Origin of the sequence: Dyadobacter sp. BE31, assembly GCF_031457695.1 — a bacterium.
GTDB lineage: Bacteria > Bacteroidota > Bacteroidia > Cytophagales > Spirosomataceae > Dyadobacter.
This window is the reverse complement of the sequence record NZ_JAVDXA010000006.1, coordinates 39,701-57,089: the sequence shown is the minus strand read 5'-3', so window position 1 is coordinate 57,089 and position 17,389 is coordinate 39,701. Positions and strand designations below refer to the sequence as shown.

The following is a 17,389-nucleotide window of genomic DNA, read 5'->3' as shown; positions in this document are numbered from 1 at the left end:
TATTAAATAGACTATATGACTCTATATCAGAAAGTTAAACCAAGCCTGAAACCAACAGGGATCACCCATGGAGTGACGTTGTAACGCTCGATACCCTGCTTGAACTGGGTACCGGCCTGTGTACCCGACTCTTGCTGGAATGCCTGCTCGGGGTCAATACCGATTTTGGCTTTGGTCCAAAGGATGATGTTGCGGCTGTATACGGCGATGTTGGCATTTTGCAGGCCGATGCGTTTTACAAACTTGCTGGGCAAATCATATCCGAGCGACACCTCGCGCAGCTTCACAAACGAAGCGTCGAATGTAGCGGCACGGGTGAAATCCCAGGGATAGTTGTCGCCGTAAGGAATGTATTTCGTACCCGCTCCACCCAGGTTTTCGGTGTAGCCTGTGATTTCGCCGGCTTCGTTGTATTGTGCAATCACACCCGGGTTGAACACCGCGTAGTCGTAGGTATTGCCTCCGTATTCAAACGGGAAGCCGCCATATTCTTTGGTAGGACCACCGACGATGTTGAATTTGTTTCCGGTAACCGCCACCTTATTGTTGTCCACGAGATAGTTCCGCAGCTGGTCACCGGTCATACCGTTCGGGTTGATCAGGTTATCCAGGAAGCGTTGCGATTTCAAGTCGGATTCGCCGTAACGGTAAGTTTGCGATACGAAATTACCGCCCTGACGCCAGTCGAACGACATATTCAGCGTGAAGCCTTTGTAGGACAGGGATGTTTGCAAACCTAACAAGAAGTCCGGATTGAAGTTACCGATCTTGTTTCTGGTTTTAGAAGCGGAAATAGACTGCCAGGAGCCGTTTTCATCCAGAATAGGATAGCCATAATAAGGCGAGCTTTTATCTTTTACAGTGACGAGCTCGGCATCGTAAATATCCCCGATCTGCTCGCCTACGTATGTCCATGCGCCACCTTTGGCATCGGTCCAGAGCGTATAGAATTCAAGCCCATCCGATAGCGACTTAATCGTTGTGCGGTTTCTCGACCAGTTGGCATTGATATCCCAGCGCCAGCCATTTTTGTCGATCGGCGTGCCTCCCAGTGTAAATTCAAGTCCTTTGCTCACAAGCAAACCCGCATTGATGTTTTTGGAACTGTAACCGCTGGATCCCGGAAGCTTGGTCGGGATAATCTGGTTGCGGTTCTCCACCTGGTAGTAAGTGGCGGTCAGGCGGACGCGGTTATGGTAAAGGTTCAGGTCAAGGCCGTATTCATAGGAGGTCGCGATCTCCGGTTTCAGATCCGGAAGCAGTATTTGGCCCGATTTCGAAAGGCGCGTAATGCCGTCCCAGGCACCCGAGTTACCCAGTGTAGCCAGCAAATTGTAAGGCTGGGTATCGTTACCCACCTGCGCCCAGCTTCCTCTTGCTTTGAACAAGCTGATCTGATTAGGCATCCGGAACATCTCGTTCAGCAGCACGCTCAATGAAGCCGACGGATAGAAGTACGAACGGTTCGCTTTCGGCAAAGTACTCGACCAGTCGTTACGTGCGGTCAGATCGAGGTAGACCATGTCTTTGAAACCAATGTTAGCCAACCCGTAGGCACTGAAAACAGCTCTTTCCGACAGATAGCTCGAATATCTGAGGTTTTGCGGCGCAATGTTCGACAAGGTGTAAAGTCCCGGGATAACCAGCCCCGTTCCGTTGCCGCTTGCCGTGCTCAGGTCCATGTTTTTCTGGTAACGCGTATTACCACCACCCGACACCGAGAAGCTGAAATTGTTGATATCGCGCTTGTAGCTCAGGAGGAAGTCGGCATTGCGCTCGAACCTCGAAAGGTTGATCACCCCGTAACCTCCGCGGCTGTCGTTGGTGTAGCTATTCCCGATTTTCGTCTCACGTTGCTCGCGGTAGGTATCGAGGGCGTAGCGGCCCATCAGGCTCAAATGCGGTGTGATCTGCCAGTCGGCCTTGACGTTCCCGAAAACACGGTCCCGGACGAAGCTGTTGTTGACCTCGTAAGCCAGGAACCACGGGTTGTTATAATCACCCGGGCCTTGCGACAGCTGCTGCAAGCCTTCCTGCCCTGGCACCCAGTAGTTGCGCAGGTCGCGGATATCGATGTGCGGAGAAACCGCATATGCCCATTGCAGCGGATTGGTACCACGGTTAGTCGCCGGGCGGTTGTTGGAGTTGTTGCGGCTGATATCGACGTTCGTACTGAGTGTCAGCTTTTTGGTGAGCTTGACTGCCGAATTGATATTCAATGAATTACGGAACAGGTCCGAATTAGGGATAATACCGCGGTTGGTCATATTCGAGTACGACAACCGGTAAGACACCAAGTCATTACTGTTTGAGATCGCGACGCCGTTGGTAGTGGTAATACCGGTGCGCACGAAGTTCTTCACATTATCCGGGTGCGAAACGAGTTCTGTCGGAATCGGGTTGCCGTTGGCATCTTTCGGGCTGTTCCATTGAATTGCCTTGTAGCCTTTATCGAGCTCCGGACCTACCCCACCGGCAGAGCCCTCGTCGATCATCAGCACGCCGCCTGGGTACGGGTTGTTGTCGGGCGTGAAAGGTAGAATACCCGTTGCAAACTTGTGGTGCATGTTCAGGTATTTGTAAGGCTTGTCAAAAACGGTATTAGAGTTGACAGAAACCGTCATTTTCTTCGATTTGCTTCCGTTTTTGGTCGTAATCAACACCACCCCGCGGCCTGCACGCGAACCATAGAGTGCGGCTGCGTTCGGGCCTTTCAGGATCGATACGTTCTCGATATCGTCGGGGTTAAGGCTTGAAATGGCGTTGCCGTAGTCAACGCGGTTGTCGTTACCTACCTGGCTTACGTTGTTCAAAGTATTGGCAATGGGTACGCCGTCGACAACGAAAAGCGGCTGGTTATCGCTGCTGAGTGACGTAGCGCCGCGGATGATCATACTCACCGACGAACCTGTACCGCCTGTGGAGCTGATGGTAACCCCCGGAACCCTGCCCGCCAGCGAGTTCAGCACGTTTTCCTGTGCTACCCGGCTGATATCCTTGCCATTGACTTCGGCTACCGAATAACCCAGCGAACGTTTTTCGCGTGAAAGCCCCAAGGCCGTTACCACGGTTTCGTTGAGCGTTTCGACACCTTCCGCCAGCACCACGTCGATCACCGACTGGTTTCCGACCACCACTTCCTGGGTTTCATGCCCGATGTAGGAAAATACGAGCACCGGCTTGGACGCCTCATTGACATTGATCGAGTAATTACCGCTTGCGTCGCTGGAAGTACCAAGCTGGCTCCCCTTCACCACAATGCTGACGCCGGGCAGCGCCGCGCCATCTATTTTCGAAGTAACTTTTCCTTTGATCGTCTTATCGAGATTTCTCGCAGCGAATGTCGGGCTGACGAGCAAAACGGCCACGAAGATGCACAGGAGCAACCTTCGCATGCTAGCAGTAAAATTTGGATCCATAGTTTTTGTGTTTAAGGTGATGGGCACTGTTCATGATACTGAGAAATAGAGCTTTATGTTAAAAAATTAGAAAACACGACAGACTTATATAATCCGTGTCAGCGGTATTAATAACATGGTATCAGGTGAGTAGCGGATCACCTTCCGCGAGGGTTGCTCACGGAAGAAACTTCTTGAAATCCTGCTCACATTACTAGGGATGGTGTCGTTTGGGCTATTCTAAAAGGATCTGACTTTTTTATTTCTGAACAAACTATTGATAGAGGAGAGTGAGTAGTTGTAAATTCTGTAATCTGCTGTTATTCCTTCGGCCCGGCCTCACCGTTCGGCCGGTTTTCCTTCAACAAACGGTTGAAATAAATTTCGAGGGCGTCGGAGTAAGTTTTGCCTCCTTCGTCATCGGAAATCCCCGCGAGTAACTCCGCCAGTTCCTCCTCGGATATCTTATTGCTGATAAGCTTGTTAATCAAAATTTCAGCCCGGGAGAATGACATGGTGTTAGTTAGTTTTGGTATGTGACAAGGATACTCGCAAAGCTTCATAACAGACTACTACCGCAGCCCGGATTTTTTTCCCACGCCGCTTCTTTTTTGCGACGCCTGCTGCCTGCAAATTTTCCTGCTTTTGTTGGCGAAAATCGAAAAGCGCATTATGTTTGTATTTTTATTTAGATTATTTACAAATAATATGAAAAATCGATACTTGCACCCAGCAAATGCCCTATTGCGTGTGATCCACCTCGCTGTGGCTTTACTGATTTCACTTCAATGCGCGCTCGCACTCACTCCCGATAAGGGACGCGGCCATGTGCGGGGACTTGTGCAAACCTCCGACGGCCAGCCCGCCGGTTTTGTCAATGTGTCCATTAAAGGTTCCTCCAAAGGCGCGCTCACCAGCGAACAGGGCGACTACATAATCCGGAATGTCGCCGAAGGCAGTCATACGCTCGTCGTGCAGCTCGTGGGCTATGCCGCTGTTGAAATACCCATCGACATCGAGGCCGACGAAACGGTTACGGCACCCGTGGTAAGCCTCAAAGAGAGTTTAAATCAACTGGAAGAAGTGCAGGTGAAAGGCAATGTGAACCGGTTTGCCGACAAGGAATCGGATTACGTGGCACGACTTCCACTCAAAAACCTGGAAAACCCGCAGGTTTACAGCACCGTCAATAAAGACCTGATCAGCGAACAGGTTGTGACCGATTTCAAAGATGCATTACGAAATGTAGCGGGCGTGGCGCCTGTCAACAATCCGGCCGGTGGTACCGGTGCTACGATCCGGGGTTTTTCGGCTACTACCACCATCCGGAACGGCATGGCAGTACAGATTTACCAATCGGACCCGATCAATCTGGAACGGGTTGAAGTGATCAAAGGCCCCTCGGGAACATTGTTCGGATCAAGCCTGGTGAGTTTCGGCGGGTTGATCAATCAGGTTACCAAAAAGCCTTTCGAGACATTCAAAGGAGAAGTTTCGTATACAGCCGGAAGTTATGAACTCAGCCGCTTCACTGCGGATGTGAACACGCCGCTCAATGCGGACAAGAGCTTGTTGCTCCGCGTCAATGCCGCCGCGCATTCGGAAGGCACCTGGCAAACTTTCGGACATAACCGCCGCTACACCGCCACCCCAAGCCTGCTTTATAAAGTAGACGACCGCCTTACGCTCTCTTTCGACGCCGAACTGAATACAACAAACCGCTCGACCGTAGCCTATTACCAAAACCTGAACAAAACTTCGTACAAGAATTTCAAGGACATTCCGGTCAGCAGCAAAACTTCGCTGGGCGGCGAAAACATCGACGCAGACCTTACCGCACTCAACTACGCACTCGGCGCGCGGTACACCATGAATTCCAAATGGACTTCCCAGACGAATATCGCCATCGGTAATAACCGTATCGAACACAGCAATCAGATTTACCCGAACTGGACGAGCGACACAACTTTCAACCGAAACATTTCCAACTACGGGCCGCGGATTTTTACCTCCATCAATGCGCAGCAAAACTTCACCGGCAATTTCAACATCGGGCGCATACGCAACCGCCTGCTCGTGGGCGTGGATGTGTACACATTCACGAGCCAGCTGCGCTACACCGACGTCGGAACGTATGACGTTGTGAATACCAACAAGCCTATCCCGGGTATTAACCTCGAAAAGGTAAACGACCTGATGGCAACCAAGACGAATTCCAATAACCAGACACGCCTGAGCACATACAGCGCCTACGCTTCGGACGTGATTAATCTCACCGAGCGCCTGATCGTAATGCTAAGCCTCCGCGTGGATCGGTTCGTGAACAACGCTACGATCACCAACGGGGTCAAAGGGGCCAACGATTACAAACAAACCGCCGTTTCCCCGAAATTCGGCTTCGTATACCAGCTTGCGCCGGAACAGCTTTCGGTTTTTGGTAACTACATGAATGGCTTCCAAAATGTAGCCCCGGTAGTGCAGCCCGACGGCTCTACCTCTACGTTCAAGCCTTTGAACGCCAATCAATGGGAGTTTGGTTTGAAAGCGGAAGCATTTAACCGCAAACTGACCGGGACTATCAGCTACTATGATATTGCGATCAACAATGCTACACGCGTCGAAAACAGCTTTACGATCCAGGACGGTCAGCAGAAAAGCAAAGGTTATGAAGTAGAAATCGTAGCAAACCCGGTAGCAGGCCTGAATATCGTGGCGGGTTATGCCAAAAACGATAATAAAGTGGTGAAAGCCGCTGCTTTCGAAGGCAACTACGTGGCGCAAGTCCCGACCGACTATGCCAACCTGTGGGTGAGCTACAAATTCACCGGCAAGACCTTGCGCAATTTCGGCCTCGGCGTTGGCGGCAATTATGTGTCCGACTGCTTTTTTGAAGCCGCGAATCTCATCACAATTCCAGGCTACACCCTGGTGAATGCTTCCCTGTTTTACGACCAGCCCAAATGGCGTGTGACGCTGAAAGGCAACAATCTCGGCAACCAGGCAACCTTCTCCAACTGGGGATTGCCGCAACCGCTCCGCCAGCTGTCCGGCTCGGTAACCATCAAATTCTGATCCATCCGGGGCGCGTTCTGCGCCCCGGACTCAATCCTAACACCATGAGTAACCGTAAATCCATCGAAAAACCCAAACGCTCACTGTTCAGGCGTATTAATGAATGGCTGCATCTCTGGCTGGGCCTTGCATCCGGCATTGTCGTATTTGTAGTATGCCTCACGGCCGCATTATGGGTATTCCGATATGAAGTCTGGTATTTCACCGAGCCCTACCAGCGCGTGAAGGCACAAAACCAGCCGTTCCTCCCACCTTCGGTATTGATCGCCAAGGCCTCCGCATTCGCGCATCGGCAGGAAGGCAAACCTGTAGAGTTTACCAGCATTACCTACGGAACTTCCGAAAAATCCGCATTCACGAATTACACGCCTGAAAAGGGCAAGTTCTATTCCGTTTATCTTAATCCTTATGATGGGCGGGTGCTCTATCACAAAACCGGTCCGTCCGCGGCCGAATCATTCTTCATATTTGTGCGGAGCGGGCACCGGTTCTTTTTCCTGCCCCAAACAATCGGCAGCCCGGTCGTAGGCGCTTCCTGCATTATATTTGTCATTACCCTCATTACGGGGTTAATCTGGTGGTATCCTAAAAAATGGACGAAGTCCACGCGCGATAAGAGTTTTAAAATCAAATGGAACGGAAACTGGAAGCGCGTCAACCTCGACCTCCACAATGTACTCGGCTTCTACGCGTTCATCGTCGCATTGGCACTGACGATCTCCGGCATTGTATACAGTTTCGAGTGGTTCGATAAAGGTTACCAATGGCTCCTCACCGGCAAAACCACCGCCCCCCATGGCCATTCCGACGATTACCCGCACTCCGACACGACTTTTACCCGTCCGTTGTACGACCTGCCCGCGGACATCCTCTGGCAACGCATTCGCAGCGACCACTCCGGTGGACTCGGCCGGCTGAACATCAATTTCCCCAAAGAAGCCAGCGATCCTTACGAAATCACCATTAACCCCCAGGACGGGACTATTTACAAAACTTTCACCCGCTTTTTCGACCGCAACACCCTAGCCGAACTACCTTCCGAAGAATCGAAGAAATTTGAAGAGATGTCTGCCGGAGAAAAGCTCTATGCCATGAATTTCGACATTCACGTGGGCCAGATTTACGGCCTGCCGACCCGCATCCTCGCATTTTTCGCGAGCCTGATCGGGGCAAGTTTGCCAGTGACGGGGTTTATTATCTGGTGGTTTAGAGGGAAAAACACAAAAGCCGGTAAAAAACAGAAACCCACCGAAAGCCCGATTTCCGTCAACTGATTATTACCATTCTTCGCGAACCCCTATTTTTGTTAAAATTTTATCATATTAACAGAAAGTATCGTTTCTATACCGAAACTCGGAACCGTGAAGAATGAACCCTAAGAAGTGCTGTCAGGAGATTTACTTTCTGCTTTTTATACTGCTTTTTTCCCATTTTGCCTCCGGCCAGACGGTCGTTGCCGACAGTGCCGGCAATGTAATCGTGGGCGACATTACGGTGGAAGGGAACCATCGTACCCGCACCGCCATCATCATGCGTGAAATGGCGATCCGACGAGACGATTCGCTGACGACCGAAGCACTCCGGGAAAAGCTCGAAATTGACCGCAGGAAGGTGATTAATACCAACCTGTTCGTCACCGTGGACCTGCTCACAAAGCCCAATCCCGACTCTGTTCATACGGATATCCGCATTGTAGTGAAGGAGCGCTGGTATTTCATCATCCTCCCGGTTTTCCAGCTCGCCGACCGGAATTTCAATGAGTGGTGGTACGAACGCAAGCGGGACCTCTCCCGAACAACTTACGGCGTATACCTCAGCTACGGTAATGTGACGGGCCGGGCCGACAAGCTCCGTTTCCTGGCTGAATTTGGCTTTATCCCCAAGTTCGAACTAGCCTATACGTTGCCTTACATCGATAAGGCGCAAAAGACGGGGATTACCATCGGGACTTCGTATTCCATCAACAAAAACACCGCATTCAGGACCTGGCGCGACAAGCTGCAATACCTCAGCAGCGAAGAAATTAACCGGGAACGGTTTTACACTTATGTGAGCCTGACCCGGCGTAACAAATACTATACTTTCCACTCCGTCGACCTCCGGTGGAGCTACCTGACGATTTCCGATACGATTGCCAGGCTCAACCCCAATTACCTGTTGAATGGGGATAAACGGCAACGTTATTTCCAGCTGACCTACACATATAGCTACGACAAGCGCGACAATGCACAGTATGCATTACAAGGCCAGACAGCCGGGTTACAAATTTCCAAAACCGGGCTTCTGCCTTCCGACGACGTCAATACGATGTACCTCTATGGCTCTTACCGCAAATTCATTCCGCTTGGCAAGAAGTGGTTTTTCAACACCAATGTTCGGGGACGGATTTCGTTTCCGAAGCGCCAGCCCTACACCCAAACTGTGGGACTGGGCTACCGCAATGACCTCGTGCGCGGGTACGAGCTTTACGTGATCGACGGGCAGGATTATGCATTGATCAAGAATGAACTGAAATACAGGCTCTTCTCAATACAAAAGCATTTTTCGTTCATCCCCGTGAGGCAGTTCAACACCATTCCGCTAGCCGCTTATATCAATACTTTTGCCGATGCAGGCTATGTCAAAAACAGCTATCCTGAGTTCAGTAATACCAAATTGGGCAACTCTACGCTGTATGGCGCCGGTGCAGGCGTAGACGTGGTAACGTTCTATAATATCGTCGCGCGCTTCAATGTTACCCTGAACGGTTTGGGCGAACGCCGGTTCTTTTTTAACCTTGCAAGAGAGTTTTAATCGGATTTCCGGAAGTGTTAAATATCTATAAATTGCGATTGACCGACAGTCGAACTAGTTACAAGGCACGATAATTTCTCAACTTTATTTAACCGCATGACACAACCTCTACAATTATGAATACGCTGAAAAACGGAATCGCATTGCTCGTGATAGCATTACTCGCTTCGGCTTGCGACACTAAAACAAACGAAAAAACCGAGGCGGCGGCAGACTCGGTAACCTTGCACGAAGCTGCGCCCGCTGACCTGAACAGCGACCAGTCGGCACTGCTGAAAACGATCCTCGGACCAGCGGAGCAAAATCCGGCCGGTGTAGTGCTGCGAGGCATTGCATTCGGTGACGCAGTAGCCAAAGTGAAGGCCACCGAAACTTTCGAGATGTTTGAAGAAACACCCGACCACCTGGGCTATACCTCGGAAACCGCTCAGCTGGAAACCATCGACGTGCAGTACTTTCTGACACCCGAAAAGAAGGTGAACAAGATCACGATCGATGTTTACCTGAACAGTCCGGAAGCGACCAAACAGCTATGGAATGCCAGCAAACAGTATTTTAGTGAAGCATATTCTTCCCCGAAAGAAGAAACCAAAAAGGTTACCTGGAACAACAAGACAATCCGGATGGAAATGGAGGATGTTTCGGAAGGAAAAGATTATGGCTTGAAATTTCAATTCTTCCCTGCCGATAAAAACGTTCTGGCCGCCAAATAACACCTATGAAAAACAAAAGATCGATTCTCCTGGGCGCATTGTGCCTTATTGCACTGAATGTTTTTGCGCAAAAACCTTCCAAAAAAGACGAAGTAGTCACCATCGCAACCGACAAGGGCACGATGCGCTTCATTCTTTTCGACGAAACGCCGAAGCATAAAGCGAACTTCATCAAACTAGCGAAGGACAAATTCTATAACGGGCTGCTTTTCCACCGCGTCATCGATGATTTCATGATCCAGGGCGGTGATCCCAATTCCCGTAATGCAAAACCCGACGAAATGCTGGGCCGCGGCGACAACGGTTACAAGGTACCTGCGGAATTCAATGGAAAACTGTTCCATCAAAAGGGTGCTCTGGCTGCTGCCCGCGATAATAACCCCGAAAAAGAGTCCAGCGGATGCCAGTTTTACATTGTGGAAGGCCGCAAATGGAGCAAGGCTGATCTTGAAAAACAATCGGCTCGCGCGGCGCGTAAGCTGACGGACGCTCAGAAGAAAGTATACGAAACCATCGGCGGAACGCCTCACCTGGACGGCGCATATACCGTTTTCGGACAGCTGATCGATGGCATGGATGTCATTGACAAGATCGCCTCCGTAGACAAAGACGAGCGCGACCGCCCTGAGAAGGATATTTCGATGAAAGTGTCCGTCAAGAAAATGAAAAAGAAGAAGATTACCCGCAAATACGGCTGGAAATACGAAGCTTGAATTGGAAAAGAAAAAAATCCTGATCACCGGCTCCAACGGATTGCTGGGTCAAAAACTGGTGGAACTGCTGGTTTCAAAAGCACACATTGAAACAGTTGCCACGGCCCGGGGTGAAAACCGGCTGCCGTTCAGCAAGGGATACCGCTATGTTGAAATGGACATTACCGACCCGGAAGCGGTTGATCAGGTGCTCGATGCCGAGCGTCCCGATGTACTGATCCACACTGCTGCAATGACAAACGTGGACCAATGCGAGGCAGAAAAAGATGCCTGCTGGAAACTGAACGTCACCGCAACCGAGACGCTGGTAGCTGCGTGTGCGAAGTACCAGATTTTCCTCGAACACGTCTCTACCGACTTCATTTTCGACGGAACTTCGGGCCCTTACCGGGAAGAAGACATCCCGAACCCGATCAGTTTTTACGGATGGAGCAAGTATGCGGCTGAAAAGGCCGTCAAGTCTTCGGACATTGAATGGGCCATTGCGCGTACTGTGCTCGTGTACGGGATCGCGCACGACATGAGCCGGAGCAACATTATACTCTGGGTAAAAAAATCATTGGAGGAAGGCAAGGCTATTAAAGTCGTAACCGACCAATTCCGCACGCCTACGCTGGCCGAAGACCTGGCAATGGGCTGCTTCCTGATCGCGGACCAGGAGGCGAAAGGCATTTACCACATTTCCGGAAAGGATTTCCTGACCCCCTACCAAATGGCGCTAGCTGCTGCGGATTACTTTGGTTTGGACGCTTCTTTAATTTCCCCTACCGACGCGTCTGCATTCACGCAGCCTGCGCGCAGGCCGCCGCGGACCGGCTTTAATCTTACTAAGTCGCGGAATGTGCTGGGGTATGAGCCGCATTCATTTCGGGAAGGGATTGAGATTTTAGCCGGGCAGATTTAGATTTTGAATGCCACGAAGGCACGAAGAAACACGAATACGCTTCGTGTTTCTTCGTGCCTTCGTGGCATTTTCATTTTTCTATTTCAGCCAGATTCAATACAAATCCAGGGAAAAGCGGCTCGCCGGAAAGCTGAATATCGAGGCTTGAATATTCGACAATGGCACGCTCAGCTTCGTAAACATACACCTTCTTACCATACCGATCGATCAACCAGGCGAGGCGGCAGCCATTGGCCAGATATTCCTGCATTTTGTTTTGCAGGTAAATAAGACTATCCGATTTCGAACGCACTTCGATCACAAAATCGGGACACAAAGGAGCGAACCGTTCTTGCTCATCTCTCGATAAAGCATCCCATTTTTCACGGCTTACCCAGGCAACATCCGGCGACCGGACGGCGCGGTTTGGAAGCGTGAAACCCGCCGAAGGGCCGAACGCCTTTCCTGGAATTTTATTCTCCCGCAGCCACGAGCCAAAGACGAGAGAAATTTCGAAATTAAAATTATCTGAAAAACTTCCCGCAGGTGACATAAAGATAATGTTGCCTTCGCTGTCACGTTCAAAACTGAGCGTATCGTTCATCTGGCAAAAACGAAAGAATTCGTCCTCGCTCATGATATCTCCCATAATGAATGTAACAGGCGTGTCCATAACTTAACGATGTCTTTGGAAGTCTTTCAATAATGCTATTTCAAATATAACGATTTGCCGCCAAGGCTGCACGGCGACCAACAGTCAATTTTCAACGGATAAATTCATCAAGATTAACTGCTGGCCGCCGCTTTCCTGCGGGTTAAAGTTTATTTATATAGTAACTCATAATATTCCCTAGCCATTCTGTCGGAATTGAACGGCTCGGAAACGTCGTTCATACTATTCAAAATCATCTTTTGCCACTTCTTGGGCGCATTATAGTAAGTGGGGATTACCGTACTTTCCAGGGATTTCATCAGATTATCACAGTCCTGCTTGTTAATATCCTCTCCCTGGGCAACCGGCAAGAGAAATGCATTATGCCCGTCCTTCGCGAACTCACAAATCCATCCATCGAATGTGGATAGGTTCAATGCGGCGTTCATTGCGGCCGTCATACCGCTGGTACCGGAGGCCTCGCGTGTCACGACAGGTGTGTTGAGCCAGATATCGGCACCATCTTTGAGTAGTTTGGACAATGCCAGCTCATAGCCGGTCAGCACGGCCATATTGGGAAACAAATGGCTTAAATAGAAGAGGTGGTTGAAGGTCGCGATCGCTCCTTCATCTTTCGGATACGGCTTCCCGGCCCATATCACTTGCACTGGCTGCTTGGCATTCTCCATGATCTTTTTGAACCTTTCGAGATCCCAAACCAGCATATCCGGCCGCTTGTAGGCCGCAAACCGCCGTGCCCACACGATCGTGAGCACATCCGGGTCGAACAGCTTTCCGCTTTGGTCGGCGACAGTCTTGAACAATGTCCTCTTCAACTCCTTTTTACGCGCAACAATTGCATCGATATCCTTTCCAAGCCTCGCTTTTTCCAATACCGGGTCAACCCAGTAAGCATTGTTCTGTGCATTGGTAATGTGGCCGATCGGCGCAATTTTAGAATGTGACTTCCACATTTTCCGCGAGACTTCCCCATGCAGCTTCGAAACACCGTTCGCTTTACGGCTCAGGCGCAATGCGGCCAATGAATGGTTGAAGACATCATCCCCTATGCCGCTGATTTTCCGTACCGTTTCGAGATCGAGGCCGGAGAAAAAGCCCAACTGATCCAAAAAGTGAATGTCATGCTTTTCATTGCCGGCTTCCTCCGGCGTATGCGTCGTAAAGACGACCCGCTTCTGTACCTCAGCAGGTTTTTTATATTTTTTATACAAATGAAAAAGGGCTGAAACCGCGTGTGCCTCGTTCAAATGGTAAACTTCCGGTTCGTATTGCAAGGCTTCCAGCAGCCGCGCTCCCCCGATCCCCAGCACCATGCATTGCGCTACTTTATAGGTAACGTCGGAATCGTACAACGAGTAGCTGATCGCCCGCGTCGAATCGTCGTTACCGTCGGTGTCGGTTGTGAGCAGGAATAACGGTGCCGAGCCAAATGTCTCAGGATCGAGGTAATAGGCAGCTACCCAGACGTTTTTGCCCATCATGGGTATCTGAAACCGGATCTGGGTATCGACCAGGTAGGAATACATTTTCTCCCGGAACTCCGGCTCCATACTGCCGTCTTTCCGGCGCCCCTGATCGTAGTAGCCATATTTCCACAGCATTCCAATGCCGATCAGGTTCTGTTTGAGCGCATATACGCTGCGCATATGCGAGCCCGCGAGGAAGCCCAGGCCCCCTGAGTAAATTTTTAATGCCTGATCGACAGCGAATTCCATCGAAAAATAGGCCACTGATTTTTTGTACTGATTATCCGCCGCAAACGGGTGGCGGTAGGGAAGAGCGAAAGTTTGTTGTGACATTAGAAGCAATTTTGGTAGAATAAAAGAATTGCATAAAAAACCCGGCCTATTGGAAAAGGGCCGGGTCCGGTTGTGTTTTCAAAAGCTTATTTGCCGAAGAGCCGCGCCCAGAATCCCTTCGCCTTGGTCTTCGTCTCGCCGACTTTCTCCGAGGCGTCCTCCTTCAATTCCGCCAGTTCCTCCGTAGCCTTCGCTTTCAGTTCAGCGGCCTTGGCCTGCGCTTCGGCCAGCTTTTCCGAAGCTGCCTCCTTCGCATCTTCAAATGCTTCGGTGGCGTCTTCCTTAATATCTTCATACTTGTCTGCTGCGGCTACTTTAATGTCCTCAAACTTCTCCGCAGCCACTTCCTTGATATCTTCAAACTTATCGGTCGCGGCCTCTTTCAGGTCCTCGAATTTCTCGGCTGCTGCCTCCGTCAGGCCGGCGAGCTTCGCTGCGAAACCGGATTGTACCTCTTCGGCTTTATCCGCAACTTCCTCTTTCACAGCCTCTGCCTTAGCCGCAGCTTCTTCTTTAACCTCCTCCACTGCTTCTTCGGCGGCAGCTGCTTTGGTCTCGGCCTGCGCTTTCAGGTCGTCGATCGTCTCGTAAACTTCGGTCTTAATGCCATCGGCGGCTTCCTCCACTTTCTCCTCAGCCTTCGCCTCTACGGCAGCCACTTCTTCTTTCACCGCTTCGGTTGCCTCGTTCTTCACTTCCTGTGCTTCCTCCACAATGGCATCCTTGGCATCAGCGGCAGTGGTTTGGAGTTCGTCAACTTTATTTTCCAGCGATTCTTTTGCATCTTCTGGTGTAGGTTCGGTATTCTCGGCCATGGGAAATGAGGTTTTAAGGTAAGAACAGTTGATACGATGAGTGCGTAAGCTACAAAGGAGTTACCAAGGTTGCAAGCAATGCACGCAGCTTTATGCTAGGTTAACCTTCTAACCATCAAATTTTTAACCAGCTCATAAAACGGCTCCGGCTGCAATGTGCGCCAATTGTTGAGGTGCAGCGTACCACCGAAATTGATATAATAATCGAGCCGGTACTTCTTCCATTGCTCCTCCACATGCTCCCGGAAATTGATCGCGGCGATCCAGCCGTCCTCCACGTCGTCGAACCATTCTGCATAATAGTCGTCGTCGTTACCGCCATGAAAATCGAGCACATTTTCGCCCAGTAGTATGAACTGGTTAATGCCCTGGTTCTCCAGAGGGTCAATGACCTGCCTTTTGAAGAACATGATATCGTTGTGCAGCGCATCGTTCCACTCCCCGAACATCTCGATGATTACAAAACGCTTATTGTAATCCGCAAACAGGATTTTCACATACAGCGTCTCCGACCCGATATCATCCCACAACGGATGGATATAGTAGCCGTAGATCGCATTTTCGTAATAATCCAGGTTATAAGTGCGACCGTAAAATGGCGAACGCTCGTCGTGGCTGGCCACATAATGCTTCTCCCAATTATAATATGGCTCTATTTCCTGCATGGCAACGGTTTTGGAGTGACATTGAAAGCGAATATAAATGAAAACAGAAAAGGCTTAACCGATGTTACCCATCATTTAAGGGTTAAAATTATTGTACCGGACAAGATTTGAATTCAGGGTTTAGAGTTTTGAGTTTAGAGTCCAGATTTGCCTTTAAACTCTGAACTTTAAACTTTTATATTATTTGGACTTAATATAAATAGTATCGTAGCTTTGCAGCGGACATCCCCGGTACCCTATGCTCCCTGTAATCGCCCCTTTGCTGATTCAGACAGACAAGTCGTTTGAAGAACTTTACCATTCGCATTGGGAAAAGGTGTTTGCGGTGTGCTACCAGGGCACCCGTGACCTCGAACAGGCCGAGGACCTGATGCATGAAATATTCCAGTCGCTCTGGGAGCGGCGTGCCGAACTCCGCGTGGAAGGCCCCGTGGCCAATTACCTCGTACGGGCAGCAAAGCTCAAACTCCTGGCACATCACCGCGACTCAGCCAACCGCCGTCAGATCTTTGACCAGGTCATTCCGCAAAAAGCAGATTTTGAAGAAACTACGCAGCGGCAGGTCGACTATCACCTGCTTTCCGAGCGCGTGAGCGAGCTGGTGGCCGACCTGCCCCACCCTTGCCAGGATGTTTTTGTGATGAGCCGGCAGAAAGGAATGTCGAACAAAGCCATTGCTGCATCGCTCGTCCTGTCCGAAAAAACGGTGGAATACCACCTCACCCGCGCATTGCGCTTCCTGGGAAAGCACCTTTCCGAATACCAGCATTAAAAATTTTCGACTGCCCGCCAGGGATACCTTCGCCCCACGCAACAATATGGGTAGGGACTTCCCGTCCCGCTAACCTATGGCGGTACCATGAACATTACACCTGAACTTTTAGCGCGTTACACCGCGGGACAATGCACCCCTACCGAAATACAGGCTGTGGAGCAATGGCTCGATGACCCGGAAGTCGCCGCAGACGCCATCACCGAAATCCCCGGTGAAACACGGCGGGAGTCGGGCGCACGTGTGTGGGAGCGCTTGCGGGCGCGCACGGCACGACCATTTTGGCTGCATTACCGGTACTACTTGTCCGGTATCGCCGCTTTGTTGGTGCTGATAAGCGGCATTATATGGTATACGACGACGAATAGGGCCGACGAGACTGCCCGGCATACGGCCCGGATGGAAGCCGCTGTTCAAACCGTCCGCACACAAAAAGGTCAAACCCGGCAAGTCACGCTGCCCGACGGTTCGGGGGTCATGCTGAGTTACGACAGTGAGCTTCGGTACCCATCCGCATTCCTCGATTCGGTGCGTCGTGTGGTGCTGATCGGTGAAGCGCAATTTTCCGTCAAAAAGAATCCGAAACAGCCGTTTGTCGTGGAAACCGCCGCTGCACAAACGCGCGTACTCGGAACCGTTTTCGACGTAAGGGAATATCCCGGCGAAGGCAGCACAGCATTGCTGGTAACGGAAGGGAAAGTAAGGTTTAGCCACAAACTTTCCCCGAAATCGGAGATCGTAACAGCCGGCATGACGGGCCTGATCGAAGGGAAGCGGCTAACCGTCCGTACAGTTTCGGGCGCGGAGGCGGAAGTTTCGTGGCTGCACAATGCGCTGCGGTTCGACGACGTACCGCTCATGCAGGTAACGCGAGAGCTGGAAAGGCGCTACAACGTCAGCATTCAGTTTGGCAACGAAGCATTGAAAAACCAGCGCTACACCGGCGCATTTAAAAATCCTTCGCTGAATGCGGTGCTGGGAAGTTTAAGCATTGCGGTAAGCTTTCGGTACGAGGTCAAAGGAGAATCCATCAGTTTATATGAATAGTAATCCCATCCATTCCATGAATAAATCGCCCTAGCCTGCGGAAATG

At 50.7% G+C, this 17,389-nt stretch carries 14 protein-coding genes; 8 read left to right on the top strand and 6 right to left on the bottom strand.

Going from position 1 to position 17,389, the window contains the following annotated elements; all coding sequences use genetic code 11:
- Positions 1-26: 26 nt before the first annotated feature.
- Positions 27-3,395 carry a SusC/RagA family TonB-linked outer membrane protein gene (locus J2Y43_RS25910; RefSeq protein ID WP_309990143.1) on the bottom strand — a complete coding sequence of 1,123 codons (3,369 nt, stop codon included), beginning with the start codon at positions 3,393-3,395 and terminating at the stop codon, positions 27-29.
- Positions 3,396-3,718: 323 nt separating this feature from the next.
- Positions 3,719-3,913, bottom strand: coding sequence for a hypothetical protein (locus J2Y43_RS25905; protein ID WP_223399874.1), 195 nt, complete (start codon positions 3,911-3,913; stop codon positions 3,719-3,721).
- Positions 3,914-4,106: 193 nt separating this feature from the next.
- On the opposite strand from J2Y43_RS25905, the gene J2Y43_RS25900 reads away from it, so the two are divergent.
- The 6 genes from J2Y43_RS25900 (at position 4,107) to rfbD (ending at position 11,593) form a co-directional block, all read left to right on the top strand.
- Positions 4,107-6,470: a TonB-dependent receptor gene (locus tag J2Y43_RS25900; protein WP_309990146.1), complete on the top strand. Its 2,364-nt coding sequence runs from the start codon at positions 4,107-4,109 to the stop codon at positions 6,468-6,470.
- Between the two features lie 44 nt (positions 6,471-6,514).
- Positions 6,515-7,744 carry a PepSY-associated TM helix domain-containing protein gene (locus J2Y43_RS25895; RefSeq protein ID WP_309990148.1) on the top strand — a complete coding sequence of 410 codons (1,230 nt, stop codon included), beginning with the start codon at positions 6,515-6,517 and terminating at the stop codon, positions 7,742-7,744.
- 94 nt (positions 7,745-7,838) lie between these two features.
- The gene (locus J2Y43_RS25890; RefSeq protein WP_309990152.1) at positions 7,839-9,263 is read left to right on the top strand and encodes a BamA/TamA family outer membrane protein; all 1,425 of its coding nucleotides are present in this window, start codon (positions 7,839-7,841) and stop codon (positions 9,261-9,263) included.
- A gap of 116 nt (positions 9,264-9,379) precedes the next feature.
- Positions 9,380-9,976: a hypothetical protein gene (locus tag J2Y43_RS25885; protein WP_309990154.1), complete on the top strand. Its 597-nt coding sequence runs from the start codon at positions 9,380-9,382 to the stop codon at positions 9,974-9,976.
- A 5-nt stretch (positions 9,977-9,981) separates the two neighbouring features.
- Positions 9,982-10,689 (top strand): peptidylprolyl isomerase, encoded by a 708-nt coding sequence (locus J2Y43_RS25880; protein WP_309990155.1) that lies wholly within the window; start codon positions 9,982-9,984, stop codon positions 10,687-10,689.
- Between the two features lies 1 nt (position 10,690).
- Positions 10,691-11,593 carry a dTDP-4-dehydrorhamnose reductase gene (gene rfbD / locus J2Y43_RS25875; RefSeq protein WP_309990158.1) on the top strand — a complete coding sequence of 301 codons (903 nt, stop codon included), beginning with the start codon at positions 10,691-10,693 and terminating at the stop codon, positions 11,591-11,593.
- A gap of 70 nt (positions 11,594-11,663) precedes the next feature.
- Here the strand turns inward: rfbD and J2Y43_RS25870 are convergent, their stop codons facing one another.
- The 4 genes from J2Y43_RS25870 to J2Y43_RS25855 form a co-directional block, all read right to left on the bottom strand.
- Positions 11,664-12,245, bottom strand: coding sequence for a Uma2 family endonuclease (locus J2Y43_RS25870; protein WP_309990162.1), 582 nt, complete (start codon positions 12,243-12,245; stop codon positions 11,664-11,666).
- Positions 12,246-12,394: 149 nt separating this feature from the next.
- Positions 12,395-14,044: an alpha-glucan family phosphorylase gene (gene glgP, locus J2Y43_RS25865; RefSeq protein WP_309990164.1), complete on the bottom strand. Its 1,650-nt coding sequence runs from the start codon at positions 14,042-14,044 to the stop codon at positions 12,395-12,397.
- 86 nt (positions 14,045-14,130) lie between these two features.
- Positions 14,131-14,859, bottom strand: coding sequence for a hypothetical protein (locus J2Y43_RS25860; RefSeq protein ID WP_309990168.1), 729 nt, complete (start codon positions 14,857-14,859; stop codon positions 14,131-14,133).
- Positions 14,860-14,954: 95 nt separating this feature from the next.
- Entirely contained in the window at positions 14,955-15,524 is a 570-nt protein-coding gene (locus tag J2Y43_RS25855; protein WP_223399852.1) for a hypothetical protein, read from the bottom strand.
- A 238-nt stretch (positions 15,525-15,762) separates the two neighbouring features.
- Here J2Y43_RS25855 and J2Y43_RS25850 point away from each other — a divergent pair, with 238 nt between their 5' ends.
- Together J2Y43_RS25850 and J2Y43_RS25845 are read left to right on the top strand one after the other, a co-directional pair.
- The gene (locus J2Y43_RS25850) at positions 15,763-16,296 is read left to right on the top strand and encodes a sigma-70 family RNA polymerase sigma factor (protein ID WP_309990173.1); all 534 of its coding nucleotides are present in this window, start codon (positions 15,763-15,765) and stop codon (positions 16,294-16,296) included.
- Between the two features lie 87 nt (positions 16,297-16,383).
- Positions 16,384-17,343 (top strand): FecR domain-containing protein, encoded by a 960-nt coding sequence (locus J2Y43_RS25845; protein ID WP_309990176.1) that lies wholly within the window; start codon positions 16,384-16,386, stop codon positions 17,341-17,343.
- The last annotated feature ends 46 nt before the right edge of the window (positions 17,344-17,389 follow it).